19 protein-coding genes and 1 pseudogene are annotated in these 14,620 nt (G+C 70.1%); 8 read left to right on the plus strand and 12 right to left on the minus strand.

Annotated elements, in window-relative coordinates; all coding sequences use genetic code 11:
* Positions 1-17 precede the first annotated feature (17 nt).
* Positions 18-191, minus strand: a pseudogene (locus ACZ6JY_RS15720) (ATP-binding protein); the annotation flags it as partial.
* A 286-nt stretch (positions 192-477) separates the two neighbouring features.
* Between ACZ6JY_RS15720 and ACZ6JY_RS15725 the strand changes: the two are divergent.
* Entirely contained in the window at positions 478-1,752 is a 1,275-nt protein-coding gene (locus ACZ6JY_RS15725) for an APC family permease (protein ID WP_469196269.1), read from the plus strand.
* A gap of 206 nt (positions 1,753-1,958) precedes the next feature.
* Here ACZ6JY_RS15725 and ACZ6JY_RS15730 read toward each other — a convergent pair whose 3' ends face one another.
* A complete protein-coding gene (locus tag ACZ6JY_RS15730) occupies positions 1,959-2,264 on the minus strand; it encodes an Rv3488 family transcriptional regulator (protein WP_469196271.1) in 306 nt (101 codons plus the stop codon).
* Positions 2,265-2,322: 58 nt separating this feature from the next.
* Entirely contained in the window at positions 2,323-2,592 is a 270-nt protein-coding gene (locus ACZ6JY_RS15735) for a hypothetical protein (RefSeq protein ID WP_469196273.1), read from the minus strand.
* 102 nt (positions 2,593-2,694) lie between these two features.
* On the opposite strand from ACZ6JY_RS15735, the gene ACZ6JY_RS15740 reads away from it, so the two are divergent.
* Entirely contained in the window at positions 2,695-2,925 is a 231-nt protein-coding gene (locus ACZ6JY_RS15740; protein WP_469196275.1) for a hypothetical protein, read from the plus strand.
* Positions 2,926-2,958: 33 nt separating this feature from the next.
* Here the strand turns inward: ACZ6JY_RS15740 and ACZ6JY_RS15745 are convergent, their stop codons facing one another.
* Together ACZ6JY_RS15745 and ACZ6JY_RS15750 are read right to left on the minus strand one after the other, a co-directional pair.
* On the minus strand, positions 2,959-3,753 hold the full coding sequence (locus tag ACZ6JY_RS15745) for an STAS domain-containing protein (RefSeq protein WP_469196277.1): 795 nt from the start codon (positions 3,751-3,753) through the stop codon (positions 2,959-2,961).
* Between the two features lie 49 nt (positions 3,754-3,802).
* Positions 3,803-4,141, minus strand: a complete 339-nt coding sequence (locus ACZ6JY_RS15750) for a hypothetical protein (protein ID WP_469196279.1) — start codon at positions 4,139-4,141, stop codon at positions 3,803-3,805.
* Positions 4,142-4,382: 241 nt separating this feature from the next.
* Between ACZ6JY_RS15750 and recA the strand changes: the two genes are divergently transcribed.
* On the plus strand, positions 4,383-5,459 hold the full coding sequence (gene recA / locus ACZ6JY_RS15755) for a recombinase RecA (protein WP_469196282.1): 1,077 nt from the start codon (positions 4,383-4,385) through the stop codon (positions 5,457-5,459).
* Between the two features lie 207 nt (positions 5,460-5,666).
* Here recA and ACZ6JY_RS15760 read toward each other — a convergent pair whose 3' ends face one another.
* A complete protein-coding gene (locus ACZ6JY_RS15760) occupies positions 5,667-6,587 on the minus strand; it encodes an effector-associated constant component EACC1 (RefSeq protein WP_469196284.1) in 921 nt (306 codons plus the stop codon).
* A 352-nt stretch (positions 6,588-6,939) separates the two neighbouring features.
* Here ACZ6JY_RS15760 and ACZ6JY_RS15765 point away from each other — a divergent pair, with 352 nt between their 5' ends.
* The 4 genes from ACZ6JY_RS15765 (at position 6,940) to ACZ6JY_RS15780 (ending at position 11,201) form a co-directional block, all read left to right on the plus strand.
* Positions 6,940-7,854, plus strand: coding sequence for an ABC transporter ATP-binding protein (locus tag ACZ6JY_RS15765; RefSeq protein ID WP_469196947.1), 915 nt, complete (start codon positions 6,940-6,942; stop codon positions 7,852-7,854).
* A 215-nt stretch (positions 7,855-8,069) separates the two neighbouring features.
* Positions 8,070-8,846, plus strand: a complete 777-nt coding sequence (locus ACZ6JY_RS15770; protein WP_469196286.1) for an ABC transporter permease — start codon at positions 8,070-8,072, stop codon at positions 8,844-8,846.
* Positions 8,847-8,952: 106 nt separating this feature from the next.
* Positions 8,953-9,660: a response regulator transcription factor gene (locus tag ACZ6JY_RS15775; RefSeq protein WP_469196288.1), complete on the plus strand. Its 708-nt coding sequence runs from the start codon at positions 8,953-8,955 to the stop codon at positions 9,658-9,660.
* Positions 9,657-11,201 carry a sensor histidine kinase gene (locus ACZ6JY_RS15780; RefSeq protein WP_469196290.1) on the plus strand — a complete coding sequence of 515 codons (1,545 nt, stop codon included), beginning with the start codon at positions 9,657-9,659 and terminating at the stop codon, positions 11,199-11,201. Before ACZ6JY_RS15775 ends, ACZ6JY_RS15780 begins: the two co-directional genes overlap by 4 nt.
* 22 nt (positions 11,202-11,223) lie before the next feature.
* Here the strand turns inward: ACZ6JY_RS15780 and ACZ6JY_RS15785 are convergent, their stop codons facing one another.
* The 6 genes from ACZ6JY_RS15785 to ACZ6JY_RS15810 all read right to left on the minus strand — a co-directional run bounded on the left by ACZ6JY_RS15785 (position 11,224) and on the right by ACZ6JY_RS15810 (position 13,406).
* A complete protein-coding gene (locus ACZ6JY_RS15785; RefSeq protein WP_469196292.1) occupies positions 11,224-11,493 on the minus strand; it encodes a hypothetical protein in 270 nt (89 codons plus the stop codon).
* Positions 11,494-11,648: 155 nt separating this feature from the next.
* Positions 11,649-12,065, minus strand: a complete 417-nt coding sequence (locus ACZ6JY_RS15790; protein ID WP_469196293.1) for a CBS domain-containing protein — start codon at positions 12,063-12,065, stop codon at positions 11,649-11,651.
* The gene (locus ACZ6JY_RS15795) at positions 12,065-12,277 is read right to left on the minus strand and encodes a hypothetical protein (protein ID WP_469196295.1); all 213 of its coding nucleotides are present in this window, start codon (positions 12,275-12,277) and stop codon (positions 12,065-12,067) included. Before ACZ6JY_RS15795 ends, ACZ6JY_RS15790 begins: the two co-directional genes overlap by 1 nt.
* 52 nt (positions 12,278-12,329) lie before the next feature.
* Positions 12,330-12,524, minus strand: coding sequence for a DUF2795 domain-containing protein (locus ACZ6JY_RS15800; RefSeq protein WP_469196297.1), 195 nt, complete (start codon positions 12,522-12,524; stop codon positions 12,330-12,332).
* Positions 12,525-12,583: 59 nt separating this feature from the next.
* Positions 12,584-13,000, minus strand: coding sequence for a DUF2795 domain-containing protein (locus ACZ6JY_RS15805; RefSeq protein WP_469196299.1), 417 nt, complete (start codon positions 12,998-13,000; stop codon positions 12,584-12,586).
* A 28-nt stretch (positions 13,001-13,028) separates the two neighbouring features.
* On the minus strand, positions 13,029-13,406 hold the full coding sequence (locus tag ACZ6JY_RS15810) for a hypothetical protein (protein WP_469196301.1): 378 nt from the start codon (positions 13,404-13,406) through the stop codon (positions 13,029-13,031).
* Positions 13,407-13,596: 190 nt separating this feature from the next.
* On the opposite strand from ACZ6JY_RS15810, the gene ACZ6JY_RS15815 reads away from it, so the two are divergent.
* Positions 13,597-14,559 (plus strand): NAD-dependent epimerase/dehydratase family protein, encoded by a 963-nt coding sequence (locus tag ACZ6JY_RS15815; RefSeq protein ID WP_469196303.1) that lies wholly within the window; start codon positions 13,597-13,599, stop codon positions 14,557-14,559.
* Positions 14,560-14,620: the final 61 nt, after the last annotated feature.

The following is a 14,620-nucleotide window of genomic DNA, read 5'->3' on the forward strand; positions in this document are numbered from 1 at the left end:
GGCGTGCAGCCACGTGTCGGCCGCCACGGCGGCCGGTCCTGGAAATTGCCGGTCCAGGGCAGCCGCGGCGTGATGTCCATGAGCGTCTCGCCGACCTTCTCGGCGTCGAACACCCGTGGGCCCGGGACCAGTTGGCGCACGAGCGCACTGGTCTTGCCCGGGCCGCGGGTGACGCGGATGTCCTCGATCACGGACAGATACCTCCCGCGGCGACGCCCTGTGCGCACCGGCCGGCGCCAAGCATGTCGGCCCATCGCCCATACGCCCACCCCGCACTCCGTAGATCTCAGGTTTCTCCGACGGCCTCCCATCCGTCTTCGTCGGTTTCACAGGCAGGCCAGTGCCCGGGGCCCATGGGAATCCACGCCGCGCGCTCTCTGGCACGAGGTTCGGTCGAAGCGGTCCGTGCAGTCCCGTATCGTCTGCCGATATCGAATTCCGTAGGGCGTGCGGGCGTGCCGCCAGAGGAGTGGGGCCATGGGCAAGTCAGCGACCGCCGCCGGGGTGCCGGATGAGCTGCACCGGCGGCTAGGGGTGTCCGACGCCGTGGTGATCGGTCTCGGGTCGATGATCGGCGCCGGGATTTTCGCCGCGCTCGCCCCGGCGGCTCACGCCGCCGGCTCAGGGCTGCTGATCGGCCTGGGCCTGGCCGCGGTGGTCGCGTATTGCAACGCCACCTCCTCGGCCCGGCTCGCGGCCAGGTACCCGGCGTCGGGTGGCACGTACGTCTACGGCCGCGAACGGCTGGGGGACTTCTGGGGCTACCTGGCGGGCTGGGCGTTCGTGGTCGGCAAGACGGCCTCCTGTGCGGCGATGGCGCTCACGGCCGGCTCGTACATCTGGCCCGGGCAGGCCCATGCCGTCGCGGTCGCCGCGGTGGTGGCGCTGACGGCGGTGAACTACTCGGGGGTGCAGAAGTCGGCGCTGCTGACCCGGGTGATCGTGGCCGTGGTCCTGGCAGTGCTCGCCGCCGTGACGGTTGCCGCCCTCACCTCCTCGGCATCGGACGCGGCCCGGCTCGACGTCGGGGACGACGCCGGCTTCGGCGGGGTGCTCCAGGCGGCGGGTCTGCTGTTCTTCGCCTTCGCCGGGTACGCGCGCATCGCCACCCTCGGCGAGGAGGTCCGCGACCCACAGCGCACCATCCCGAGGGCCATTCCGATCGCCCTCGGCATCACCCTGGTCGTCTACGCCGCCGTCGCCGTCTCCGTACTGACGGTGCTGGGCCCGAAGGGACTGGCGGAGAGTGCCGCACCGTTGTCCGACGCGGTCCGGGCAGCGGACGCCGACTGGCTCACCCCAGTGGTGCGTGTCGGTGCGGCGGTGGCCGCGCTCGGCTCGCTGCTCGCGCTGATCCTCGGCGTCTCCCGCACCACGCTGGCCATGGCCCGCGACCGGCACCTGCCGCACGCTCTGGCCGCGGTCCACCCGAGGTTCAAGGTGCCCCACCGTGCTGAACTCGCGGTGGGCGCCGTGGTGGCGGTCCTTGCCGCGACGACGGACGTGCGCGGGATGATCGGCTTCTCCTCCTTCGGCGTGCTCGCGTACTACGCCATCGCCAACGCTTCCGCCTGGACCCTCACCCCCGAAGAGGGCCGCCCGGCCCGGGTCATCCCGGCCGTCGGGCTGGCGGGCTGCCTGGTCCTGGCCTTCGCTCTGCCGGTGTCCTCGGTGGTCTGGGGCGCCGCGGTCCTGGCCGTCGGCATCGCCGCCTACGGGGCGCGCCGCGCTGTGGCCGCACGGCGCTCCTAGACACGACGCGCGCCCGCCCCGGGCGAGCGGGCACGGGACGGGCACCGGACGGGCACCGGGCGGACGGAAAACCGCCGGTGGCCCTCTGCCTCGCAGGGCGGTAGCGAGACCCGATACTCACCCTCCAAGGCAGAGGGGCACTTAAATGACTCAACTGGGCGTGTGCAGGAAAAGTTGGCCGCCACGGTCCGCCGACCTCGGCCGCTCTACAGGGCCTGCCCGCCCAGGACTTCGCGGGCCAGTTCCTTGAGCGCCTGGCGGTCCTCGGCGAGGGCCTTCTTCCCGGCCTCGGTCGCCTTGTAGACCCGCCGGGTACGGCCGTCGACCACCCGCTGCTCGGAGGTCAGCAGCCCGTCCGCCTCCAGGCGGTGCAGCGTGGGGTACAGGGTGCCGGGGCTGATCTTGTAGCCGTGGGAGGCCAGCTCCTCGGTCATCCACGCGCCGTGGATCTCCTCCTCGGCCGCGTGATGCAGGATGTGCAGCCGCACCGCACCCCGCTGGAACTCCCGCACCCTTACCCCACCTCCCCGCCCCTCCGGGCAGTGATGAAACCGATATCGGGTGCCGAGTCTACGTCTGCGCTACGTCCGTCGCCCCGGCTCCGTCGGCCATCCAGCTGGTCACGATCCACACTGCTGGACCACACCCTTCGCTGAAGGAGAAAACCGCCATGACCGACACCGACGGCAGGTCCGGCAGGCGGCCAGGACCGGCCGAGCGGCGGTGAGCGCCCTGGATGTCCTGGATGCCCTCGCCGACGTGGAGGCCGTTCTCCGCCTGGAACGTGCCGTAGCGGCGGATCTGCACACGGCGGCGCTGGAGAATCCGGGCCTGACTCACGCACAGGGCGATGAGCCGCTGGCGTCTGTGCCGCAGGCACCCACAGGAACCCGCAGGCACACAGCCGCTGCGGCGAGGAGCGGGCGGCCTAGCGTCTCCGCCGTGGAATGGGCCCTGCGGCCAGTGCTGCGCTGGGCCGTCGGCCGCGACCGGCCCGAGTGGGAACGCCCCCGCAAGTCCTCTGCCACGCCTTCGGTTCACGCCACGACCGCGGCCGCCACCTGCGTGCTGCCGCTGTGGCTCGCTCGCCTCACTGGCCCGTCCACCGGCCTGATGCGCCTCGGTATGGCCCTCGTCGGCACACTGCCCCGGCACCCCCTGCGGTCGGCCTGACAGCAGGCGGGAGGGCAGACGTGAGGTGCCGGATCAGCCTTCGAACACCGCGACCGCTTCGAGCCCGGCGTGCCGCAAGGTGCGCTGAACGGGACGCCGCGCCCCGCGGATCCTCAGTACTGCGGTATGCGGCCGCAGCGTAGCCGCGCGCAGCAGGGCGTACGCGCAGGCGAGGTCGAAGCGGGTGACGCCACTCATGTCCACGATCCACTCGACGGCCTCGCTCACCGGCGGCGCACTGAGTCGCCCCTCCAGCTCACATAGGCAGTCGGCCCCCACATCTCCCCGAAGAGTGAGGACGGCACGTCCGGCACCGGCCGTCGCGATCACCAGGACCAGCCCGCCCGGCGGGGTGGAGAGGGATTCGGCCATCACGGTGACCTCCTTCGGGAGCCCTGTCCGTGTCTGGGTGATATCTCCATCGTCCTCCCTGGGGCGCGCTGCCGGGTCGGTCCGCCGGACGCGGACCGGCCCGGGGCCGTCACACCTGTCACGGAAGCCGATTAGGTTCGCGGTGCAGCCGGCCGACAGCTGCACCAGGGCCGTCGCCCTGCAAGGTCTGGAACACGACGGTCGCCGTCGCCCAGAACCGGTAGCGTCATCCGGTCCGGCGGTCAGTCCCGCTCGCCGAACTTTCACGGCGAACGGGTCGACGCCGTCCACCAGCACCGGCGGCGAACCGGTCATCCCCCACCGGGCCGCCTCCGCTTCTTCGCGCACCTCGATCAGCTCCACGTCGGCCTGCCGGCCGTCCAAGGCTGCGGTGATCCGGTCGCGGACCAAGGGAGCGTTGGGGCAGGCGCCGTGCGCCCAGGTCGGCGTGCTCATCGAGGAGCACCTGCCCCGGTCCGCGTGTGCGGGCCGGAGCGCGGTGGTGTCAGTCGGCGAACGGGTCGTCGAGCCTGACCACGGTGACGTGCTGGGCCGGCTCGTCGATCAGGACTGCAACGATGAACCGGCTGAGGCCGGCGGTCTTCATGCGGACCGGGTCGGGTATGTCGAGCCCGAAGGTGCCGGTGGCCTGGTCGGGGTCGGCTTGGAGCCGGTCGAAGAAGGTGATGAGCTCGCCTTGGTCGGCCACGGGGAGCGCCTTGACCTGGCGGCGGATGTCGCGTGGGACGACGAGCTCGTAGGTCACGCTGCGCAACGACAGCCGCACCTCCACGACGAAGGCCGACGGCGCACCACCACGTACGCCTGGGTCGGCGCCGGCCACCTGAGTGCACCTCAGCCAGCGAAAGGCCGGTGAAAGGCCGGCCGTAGTGAGGTTTCATACGTCGCGAAGCCGGTGGAGGCGTTCCACACGTCCCGCTCCCCCTCGGTTTGGTACCTTTCACTGGACACGTAAATCGATCGGATGTTCGTTTATTGGGATCTCCGAGACGTCCGTTGTCGGCAGTAGACGCTCACGTTCTCCGACGTGCGGCGTGCCACACAATCGGACCGGGTGAAAGCTCATGGCAGGAACCGATCACGAAAAGGCGCTGGACACCGCGCTCGCACAGATCGAGCGGAAATTTGGCAAGGGTGCGGTCATGCGCCTCGGCGAGCGGCCCAACGAGCCCATCGAGGTGATCCCCACCGGGTCGACCGCGCTGGACGTGGCGCTCGGTGTGGGCGGCCTGCCCCGCGGCCGTGTGGTGGAGGTATACGGGCCGGAGGCCTCCGGCAAGACGACGCTGACGCTGCACGCAGTGGCGAACGCGCAGAAGGCCGGCGGCGCGGTGGCGTTCATCGACGCCGAGCACGCTCTGGACCCGGAGTACGCCAAGAAGCTCGGCGTCGACACCGACAATCTCATCCTGTCCCAGCCGGACAACGGCGAGCAGGCTCTGGAGATCGTCGACATCCTGATCCGCTCCGGCGCGATCGACTTGATCGTGATCGACTCCGTCGCGGCCCTGGTGCCGCGCGCGGAGATCGAGGGCGAGATGGGCGACTCCCACATGGGCCTCCAGGCCCGCCTGATGAGCCAGGCGCTCCGGAAGATCACCAGCGCGCTCAGCCAGACGAGGACGACGGCGATCTTCATCAACCAGCTCCGCGAGAAGATCGGCGTCATGTTCGGCTCCCCGGAGACCACGACCGGTGGCCGCGCGCTGAAGTTCTACGCCTCGGTGCGGCTCGACATCCGCCGGATCGAGACCCTGAAGGACGGCACGGACGCGGTGGGCAACCGCACCCGAGTCAAGGTCGTCAAGAACAAGGTCGCGCCGCCCTTCAAGCAGGCCGAGTTCGACATCCTCTACGGCCATGGCATCAGCCGCGAGGGCGGCCTGATCGACATGGGCGTGGAGAACGGCTTCGTCCGCAAGGCAGGAGCCTGGTACACGTACGAGGGCGACCAGCTCGGCCAGGGCAAGGAGAACGCCCGCAACTTCCTCAAGGACAACCCCAACCTCGCCGACGAGATCGAGAAGAAGATCCTCGAGAAGCTCGGAATCGGGGTACCGGCGAAAGCCGCAGTCGCCGAGGACACGGGCGCCGTCCCGGTCCCTGAAGCCGCACGGACCTCGGCGGGAAACGCCGCCTGACAGGCACGGGCGCGGCCCTGCCGGGGGCCAGGCTTGCCACATGTTCAGCATCGTGGCGTGCTCCACGCCTGCTGCGCCTGCTCTGCCTTGCCCCCGGGGCGGAGACTGACACATTGCGATCACCGCCCTGGCCGACCTCCAGGGGCCGAGTGCGCTTCGGCCTGTGACCACCGGGCAGGGCCCGGTCGAGTCCGCGTCGGCACGATGTCACTGGAGGAGAGTCAGTAGCGCGTCGGCGGTGGCAGTTGCCGCCTGAGGGTCGACGCGGCCGAGTGAGGCCATCGCCGGCACTACGGGGCCGATGTGTATCGCCTCGGCCATGAGTTTGACGGCGGACGGATCGGCAGGCGCGGCGCTTACCTCGTTGAGCAGTTCTTCGGCTCTCTGCTCTGGATTGGCGGTCGAAGCGGTGGTGTCACACCGAAGGTGGCTGGCGGGCGGTGTCTCGCCTCGGAGGTGGCCTGCCGGAAAGAAGTCGTGTCGGGCTCGGACAGCGTGCATGCCCACCTGACGCCATGCTTCGTCGGCGATCGTAGCCACGATTCGTTCCGCGCGGTCGAGGTCGCCGGCGCGGGCGGCTTCCCAGGCCACGCCAAGCAGTGCAGGTGATCGGCCGCCACGTACGGTGATGGCGAGCGCTGCGTGTTCAGCCGAGTCGAGTTCGCCGCGAGTCGCGGCCAGCCGGGCCACCTCGGACAGTGCGTCGGCCTGCCGGTCTGGAGTGGTGATCGTCATGGCGACCGTGATCGCGCGTTCCGTTTCTCCCGCCGCGGCGAGGGCGCGCGCGACATCGATCAGGGAGAGTGCCTGCTGGTCGGGATGGTCGATGGCGCGGGCGGCGGCAGCAGCCTGGTCGAGATCGCCGATGTGAATCCCCGCTGCCAGCCGGGCTTGTGCGGCGGCGCGCCGCTGGGTCAGCCACGTTGTCAGGGAGCGTGCCAGCACAGCGCCGGCACCGCCCGAACCGAGAGCTACCATCAGCACGTCCAGGGACGTGCCCATATGGCCGGGTTTTGGAGCCTCGCCATGCAGTACCAGTCGACCACGAAGTGCTTCTTCGAGGGCCAGCCAATCGCGTAGGGCGCGTAAGTGCTCCAATGCGTCTTCTCCGGAGATCGTCAGCCTCAACTCGGAGAACGCCGTGTTGTCTCAGCCATGGCAATCATCCTGCCGAAACGCGCCGTTGGCGGGACGTGACTCCAAAAGGTGCGAGCGTTTACGGCGATGCGCGGCGGTTACGGCAATGCGCGGCGGTTGCAGCCGCAGCGGTTCGCTTCGCTTCGTACGAGGGTCATGTGCGTTTCATGTGAGTCTCGGTCTCGTCGAGCGTCGTCTATGACGTCTTCCCTGGTCGGGGGCCTGGCGTTGTCATGAGGCGCACATGTTCGTCCAGGTCCGGCTCACGTCGTGGACCGACGGTGGAGCAACGCAGCGCATGCGGCTGTCGCATGCGCCTCTGCCACCGGTTTCTGGAGTCTCGATGATCGAAGTACGTGGCCTGACCAAACGCTACGGTGATGTCCTCGCCGTGGACGATCTGACGTTCGCTGTCCGTCCCGGCGAGGTGACCGGGTTTCTGGGGCCCAACGGTTCCGGAAAGTCGACCACCCTGCGCATCGTCCTGGGCCTGGATGCCGCCGGCTCCGGCACGGCCACCGTGGGCGGGCGGCCCTACGCCGAGCAGCCCGCGCCGCTGAAAGCCGTCGGTGCGCTGCTGGACCCCGGGGCGGTGCTGCCCAGCCGCACCGCCTATCACCACCTGCTGGCGCTCGCGGCCGGCAACGCGATCCCGCGCGGCCGGGTGGACGAAGCGCTGGCGGAAGTCGGCCTGGAGAAGGTGAGTCGGCGCCGGGCGGGGACCTTCTCCCTCGGGATGCGCCAGCGGCTGGGTATCGCCGCGGCGCTGCTGGGCGATCCTCCGGTGCTGGTCTTCGACGAACCGCTCAACGGCCTTGATCCGGAGGGGATCGTCTGGATCCGCTCGCTGATGCGGAAGATGGCCGCCGAAGGGCGCGCGGTGTTGATGTCCAGCCATCTGATGAGCGAGATGGAACTGACCGCCGACCACCTCATCGTCATCGGCCGCGGAAGGCTGATCGCCGACATGACGATGAGGAACTTCATCGACGCGCACTCCGAGCGCGAGGTCCTGGTCCGCACCCCGCAGGCCGAGGAGCTGCGCGGCATGCTCGCCGCGGCCGCGCAGGTTCGTGGCGAGAGCAGCGACACCCTGGTCGTGACCGGTCTGGAAGCCGCCAAGATCGGAGCTCTTGCGGCAGCCGGCGGGGTGGAGCTGCACGAGCTGGCCCCGCGCCAGGCATCCCTGGAGAAGGCGTTCATGGATCTGACCCGCGATGCGGTCGAGTACCGGGCAGACGAGGAGACGAGCCGATGAGCCGCACCACCACGCGACCCCCCGCCCAGCCGGCGAAGCCCCGCCGACGCCGCCGGCCCGCCTTCCTGCGACGCCCTCGGTGGGGCTCAGACCGTACGCAGCGCGGATCAAACCGTACGCAGGACGGCTCAGACCGTACGCAGGGCGGATCAAACCGTACGCAGGGCAGCTCAGACCGTATGCGGCGCGGATCAAACCGTACGCAGGGCGGGAAGGTGACCTTCCGGCACAGCCTCCACGCCGAGTGGATCAAGATCCGTACGATGCGGTCGACGCTGTTCGTGGTTCTGGGCACCCTGGCGTTCACCGTCGGGCTGGCCGCGCTGAACGGCTCGTCCGCAGGCAGCGAGTTCGCGGACATGAGCCCCGCGGACCAGGCCACGTTCGACCCGCTGGCCACCAGCATGCGCGGCTACCTGCTCGCGCAGATCGCGCTCGGTCTGCTGGGTGGCCTGGTCATCACCTGCGAGTACGGGGCGCGCACCATCGTCCCCACGCTCACATCCGTGCCGCACCGGGCACGGGTGCTGGTCTCCAAGGCCGTCGTACTGGTGGGCGTGGTGTTCCCGGTCGGGATCGCGGTGTCGCTGGCCGGCTTTCTGGTCGGGCAGGCGACGCTGTCGGGGGCGGGCGCTCCGTACCTGGCGCTCAGCGACGGCGTGGCGCTGCGCGGCATCGCTGGTGGTGGCCTATATCTGGCACTGGCCGGGCTCTTCGGTCTGGCTCTGGGCACGGTGATCCGCTCCACCACGGCGACGGTGACCACCTTGTTCGGTGTCATGCTGATCGTCCAGGCGTTCGCTCCGGCCCTGCCCGGCGGAGTCGGCGACTGGGTGTCGACGTACTGGCCGCCGATCGCCGGCGGCCAGATCATCACCAGCGTCCAGGATCCCGAATTGCTGGGACCCTGGGCAGGGTTGGGTGTCATGGCCGGGTGTGTGGGGGCCTTGCTGGTGGCCGCATTCGTCGTCTTCCGCAAGCGTGACGCCTAGCAGGTCGAAGCAGTCGGAACAGTCAGAGCAGTCGAAACAGTCAGAGCAGTCAGAGCAGTCGGAACAGTGAAGACAGAGGACCACCGGTCGGGGATGGGTAACCGTGATGACGACACAGCGACTGCTGGTGGTGGAGGACGAACCCACGCTGCGTGAGCTGCTCTCCGCCAGCTTGCAGTTGACCGGCTTTCAGGTGATCACAGCCGAGACGGGCACCCAGGCCTTGGAAGCGGTCCGCGAACAGCGCCCCGACCTGATCGTCCTCGACGTGATGCTGCCCGACTTCGACGGCTTCGAGGTCGCCCGCCGGCTGCGGGAGCACCCCGTCGGCCAAGGGGTCGGGGTCGGGCATCCGCCGATCCTGTTTCTGACCGCGCGGGACGCGGCCGAGGACCGGATCAGCGGACTGCGGGCCGGCGGGGACGACTACGTCACCAAACCCTTCAATCTGGAAGAGCTCACCTTGCGCATCCGGGCCGTCCTGCGCCGCACCAGCGGCCGCCGGAGCGACGGGCTGCTGGTCGTGGACGACCTGGAACTGGACCCCGACAGCCACCAGGTGACCCGTGGAGGTCAGCCGGTACAGCTGTCGCCCACGGAGTTCAGCCTGCTGCGCGTACTGATGCAGAACGCCGGGCAGGTCCTGTCAAGGGATCAGCTCCTGGACCAGGTCTGGCACTACGACTTCGACGGGGACGACTCCATCGTCGCCTCCTACATCAGCTACCTGCGCCGCAAGATCGACACAGGTGAGCCGAAGCTGATCCACACCGTGCGCGGCACCGGATACGTCCTGCGCAGGGCCCGCGCATGACTGCCGTCCGCGCGGCCGGGCCGACCAGCCGTCTGTCGCTGCGCGGTCGGGTCGTGGCCATCGCCTTGCTGCTCGTCGTCGCCGCCTTGCTGGCCAGCAACGCCTTGCTCGTCACGCTGCTGGAGCGGCAGCTGGTGCACCAGCTGGACGACCGGCTGCGCACGGCTGCCACGACCGCCGCGCGGCTGCCGGGCCTGGACCAAGTGCCGGCGGACCACCACCGGCGGACCACCCCAGCACAACTACGCGGGGCGGTGCAGGGCGAGTTGATGGGCGATGTGTACGTCGCCTTCCTCGACGCCGAGGGGCGTATCCAGCACACACTCAGCCCGGCCACCGACAGCACCCCACGGCTTCCGGTACTCGACGGGGCGTCGGTCGAGGCACGTGACGGGCGTTCCTTCCAGGTACCGGACAGCGACGACGGGGATGACTGGCGGGTGGTGACAGTCACCGTGGAGGCGGGCAAGGTCAGCCTGCCGAGCGCGGGAGAAGCGGCTTCCGGCAGCGTGGTGGCGGCCGGCTCGTTGGCGTCGGTCCATTCCACGATCCGGCACCTGGGCGTGTGGATGCTGGTGATCGACTCCCTGGTCCTCGTCCTCTTGGGCGTCATCGCCTGGTACGCCGTACGGGCCGGCCTGCGGCCGCTGCGGCGCATCGAGACGACGGCGGCGGCCATCGCGGGCGGTGATCTGTCCAGCCGTGTCCCGCAACCGGCCTCCACCAACACCGAACTGGGACGTCTGTCGGCGGCGCTCAACGGCATGCTCGACCGGATCGAAGCCGGAGACGCGGCCCGCGCGGTCACCAACGAGCGCATGCGCACTTTCATCGCCGACGCCAGCCACGAACTGCGCACTCCCCTGTTCGGCATCAAGGGCTTCACCGAGCTGTACCGCATGGGCGGCATGCCCCTGCGCACCGACGTCGACTCCGCCATGAACCGCGTCGAACGCGAAGCGGCCCGCCTCGTCCGTATCGTCGAGGACCTCCTGCTGCTCGCCCGACTCGACGACGAGGCGACAGCCGAGGCGCGTCTGCCCCTGCGGCTCACTCCGATGGACCTGCGCACCTTGGCCGCCGACGCGCTGCACGACCTGCGGGCCATGGCGCCCGAGCGCCCCGTGACCCTGACCGGTCCGGGTGGCGGCCCGCCCGGCCGCGCCCCCGTGCTCGGTGACGAGGCGCGCCTGCGCCAGGTGACCTCCAACCTCGTCGGCAACGCCATCGCCCACACGCCGCCCGGCACGCCGGTGCGCATCGGCGTGGGCACGCTGGACGGCCAGGCCGTCCTTGAGCTGAGCGACCAGGGTCCCGGGATGACGGCCGAGCAGGCCGCCCACGTCTTCGACCGTTTCTACCGGGCCGACACCGCCCGCGGCCGTACCCAGACGGGCGGCGCCGGTCTGGGCCTGTCCATCGTGCACTCCCTGGTGGGCGCACACCGGGGACACGTCGAGGTCGACACCGCCCCCGGCCAGGGCGCGACCTTCCGCATCCGGCTGCCCCTGCCCGCCGACAGCCCCGTCACCGGTTCCTGACGGGCGCGGTGCTGCTCCGGTGCTACTCCGGCCGCCCGGCAGCGGTTTTCACGCGCGTTTCCGCGTCCTGCCGGGTCTCGCCTTGCTCCTTCGCGTACGCGGCGAGCGCGATCTGCATGTTCCGGGCCAGATCACGCCAGGCTCGCCACGCCGTTTCGTACGTCTGCAACTGCTGATCGGACCAGCGCTGTGCGGCGGGCGGCCCGTACTGCTGTCGCAGCCGCTCGGCCTGGTCGTGCGCGGCGTCGGCCGCGCGCTGCATAGCGACGAGTTCGTCGAAGGTGTGCGCCACGGGCGCCGACTGTACGGCGGGCCCCCGCCTCGATTCGCTGACACAAGGCCGATACGCCGGAGACGGTCCGTTGATTCACACGGATATACCCATCGACCCGCGAGCGGGCCGGCCGGCCCGGGCTCAGAGCAGTGGTGTGCGAGCAGCGGCGTGGTTCAGTCGGTGGACAGGGCTTCGAGGAGTTCACCGACCTTCGGGTCGGGCAGCGCTCGGGCGACGTCGGCCTGGGCGACCATGCCGACCAGGTCGTGGCCGTCGATGACCGGCAGACGGCGTACCTTGTGGGCGGTCATCGTGCGCAGAATCTCTTCCGCGTCGTCGTCCGCGCCGATGGTCACCGCCTCGCCCTGCGCGAGGTCACCGCTCTCGCAGGTGGCGGGGTCCTTGCCCGCGCCGAGCACCTTCACCACGATGTCCCGGTCGGTCAGCACGCCCTTGAGCTTGTTGTCCGTGCCACAGATCGGCAACGCGCCCACGCCGAGCTCCCTCATCTTGCGGGCGGCGTCCAGCACCGACTCCTTCGCGCCGATGCACTCGGCCCCGCCGGTCATGATGTCCCGCGCCTTCGTCATCACACGTCTCCTTGCTCGGCGTTACCCGTACGTTCGCCCTTCGGCCCCCGGCCGCGTTCCGTGCGCGGGCCCCGGCTCTGCCAGTCAGGGTCGTTCTGGAGCGTCTCGTTCGCGGCCTCGTTGGCGTCCTGATCGGAGATTCCCGACTGCTCCGCGTCTTTGCGCAGCCGCGCGCGGCGCGTGTCGTACTTCTTGCTTCCTGGTTCGGGCATGGCCATCGCCTCCGGATGTGGGACGGGTTCGGGCTGTAGGAACGGGTCCCCGCTACGCGTTGTCGAACACAGCCTTCTGGACCTCATTCGGTCCATCGAACTGGTCCGCCGAAGCGTCACCGAGCTTGCTCACGAGTGCGTCGTCCGCGCCGTTGTCCTGGGCCAACGAGACCAGGTCGTCCCGGCTCGCGGGGTACTCGGCGCCCTTGAGCGCCTTCTGAAGGTCGATCGGGCTGATGTCCGCCATGGTGTCTCTCCTTGTTTCCTCTGATGGTTCGGTTGGTTGTTCGGTTGGTTCGGTGGTTGTCACTCCGCTTGGCGTCGGGTTCCGGCGACTGCGGCGGCGGCGACCTCGGTGACGTTCGCGTACGTGCCCTTGTCCGGCAGGCGCCGCACGGCTTCCAGCACGGTGTCCGGCGCGTGGTGTGCCTGGAGGACGTCCAGTACCGCCTGCCGGTTGGCCGGGAAGACGGTGTTCTCCAGGTGGCGCGCGATCTCCAGGCGCAACGACTCCGCCTCGGCGGCCGCCTGGGCCTGGTCGCGTTCGGCGCCCGGCGGGGGCACCGGTCCCCCCGGGTCGACACGGATGTCGTCGTCCGCCGGCGGCTCGGGGTCGTTGCCCTCCTCCACGTGCGTGTGCTGACCGGACCGGAGGTAACCCTCCAGTTCGTGCTTCATCTCGTCGTCCTTGCGGGGACCGACCTGGTTGCTGCCTCGCTCCATGCGTGCGCACCTCCGCTTGTCCGAATGGTCAGTACGTCCAGCGCAGCAGTGCGCCGATGCCCCCGGCGGGGAGGTCGGTGTCCGCCGTGCCTCCGGTGCCGTCCGCGGCCTCCGTGGCTTCCCGGTCCGCGTCGTCGGACAGGGACGGCTCGTCGGGAAGGGCAAGGGGAACGAGCAGTACGTCCGCTCCCGTGATGGCGGCCGAGCGCAGCAGCGCGTCGTCCGCGCGTACGGAGATCGGGTCGCTCTCCCCCAAAGTCTGCACATCGCTCCGCCGCACCGCCACTTGGTCGGGCCCGGTGCCCGCCCAGACCTCGCGGCCCAGGCCGGGGCCGTCGGTTGGGCCGTGCGCATGACGATCGCCGGGCGCGTGCGCATCGCCGGGCGTCGACCACGCCTCGCTCACTCGTTCGGCGCAGCATGCCCGCGCATGGTGCTCCTCGTGGCACGCAGAGTGGTTCTCGTGCGCTGCCGCTTCCGGCGTCCCCGGTCCGGTGCGCTTGCCCGGCCGCCGGTCAGGCGCTGTCACGTATGCGAGAGGAGGATCCGGTTACCCAGACCGACACGCATGTGTGTCCAAGAGTGAGGAGTGCCCCGTGTTCGGACAGACTTGGCGACGGGCTCTGGTGACCGGAGGTGCCGGGTTCGTGGGCTCCCACCTCTGCGGTCGGCTGCTCGACGACGGCTGTGAGGTCGTGTGCCTGGACAACCTGGCCACGGGCGCCCGCGGCAACGTGGCCGAACTGCGTCAGCGCGACGGCTTCCGCTTCGTGCACGGCGACGCCACCGATCCCGCGGTCTGGCGCACGCTGCGCGACCGCTTCGACGTCGTACTGCACTTCGCCTGCCCGGCCTCCCCCGCCGACTATCTGCGGCTGCCGCTGGAGACCCTGGACGTCGGCAGCAACGGGACCCGCCTCGCGCTGGAGCGAGCCCGCGCCGACGGCGCCCGCTTCGTCCTGGCCTCCACGTCCGAGGTGTACGGCGACCCACTGGAGCACCCGCAGCGCGAGACGTACTGGGGCAACGTCAACCCGATCGGGCCGCGCAGCGTCTACGACGAGTCCAAGCGCTTCGCCGAAGCCCTGGTCACCGCGCACCACCGCGTGCACGGCACCGACGCTGCCATCGTGCGGATCTTCAACACGTACGGTCCGCGCATGCGCACCGGCGACGGCCGTGCCGTACCCACCTTCATCGCTCAGGCCCTCGACGGCATGCCTCTGACCGTGGCCGGTGACGGCAGCCAGACCCGTTCGCTGTGCTACGTCGACGACACCGTCGAGGGGGTCGTGGCCCTGGCGCGCTCCGGCGAGTCGGGCCCGGTCAACATCGGAGGCGGCGAGGAGATCACCATGGTCGACCTCGCCCGCCACATCGTCGACCTCACCGGCTCCGCCTCGCGCATCCGCTTCATCGAACGCCCGGTCGACGATCCCTGCCGGCGCCGCCCCGACACCCGGCTGGCCAGCGAGCGTCTCGGCTGGCAGCCGCAGGTGGACTGGACGGAGGGCCTGAAGCGGACGATCGGCTGGTTCTCCCACGCGGTGGCCGCCTGACCGGAACCCGCACCCGCAGCCGCGCGCCGAAGGAGCTGTCTCCAAGTTTTTGAGGCAACTG

Source organism: Streptomyces sp. NPDC046335 (assembly GCF_055587985.1).

Excerpts from the sequence above, each read along its gene's own strand:
- ACZ6JY_RS15725 (WP_469196269.1), top strand. The coding sequence starts at position 478 with ATGGGCAAGTCAGCGACCGCCGCCGGGGTGCCGGATGAGCTGCACCGG.
- ACZ6JY_RS15745 (WP_469196277.1), bottom strand. The coding sequence starts at position 3,753 with ATGAGCACGCCGACCTGGGCGCACGGCGCCTGCCCCAACGCTCCCTTG.
- recA (WP_469196282.1), top strand. The coding sequence starts at position 4,383 with ATGGCAGGAACCGATCACGAAAAGGCGCTGGACACCGCGCTCGCACAG.
- ACZ6JY_RS15765 (WP_469196947.1), top strand. The coding sequence starts at position 6,940 with ATGATCGAAGTACGTGGCCTGACCAAACGCTACGGTGATGTCCTCGCC.
- ACZ6JY_RS15775 (WP_469196288.1), top strand. The coding sequence starts at position 8,953 with ATGACGACACAGCGACTGCTGGTGGTGGAGGACGAACCCACGCTGCGT.
- ACZ6JY_RS15780 (WP_469196290.1), top strand. The coding sequence starts at position 9,657 with ATGACTGCCGTCCGCGCGGCCGGGCCGACCAGCCGTCTGTCGCTGCGC.
- ACZ6JY_RS15790 (WP_469196293.1), bottom strand. The coding sequence starts at position 12,065 with ATGACGAAGGCGCGGGACATCATGACCGGCGGGGCCGAGTGCATCGGC.
- ACZ6JY_RS15795 (WP_469196295.1), bottom strand. The coding sequence starts at position 12,277 with ATGCCCGAACCAGGAAGCAAGAAGTACGACACGCGCCGCGCGCGGCTG.
- ACZ6JY_RS15800 (WP_469196297.1), bottom strand. The coding sequence starts at position 12,524 with ATGGCGGACATCAGCCCGATCGACCTTCAGAAGGCGCTCAAGGGCGCC.
- ACZ6JY_RS15805 (WP_469196299.1), bottom strand. The coding sequence starts at position 13,000 with ATGGAGCGAGGCAGCAACCAGGTCGGTCCCCGCAAGGACGACGAGATG.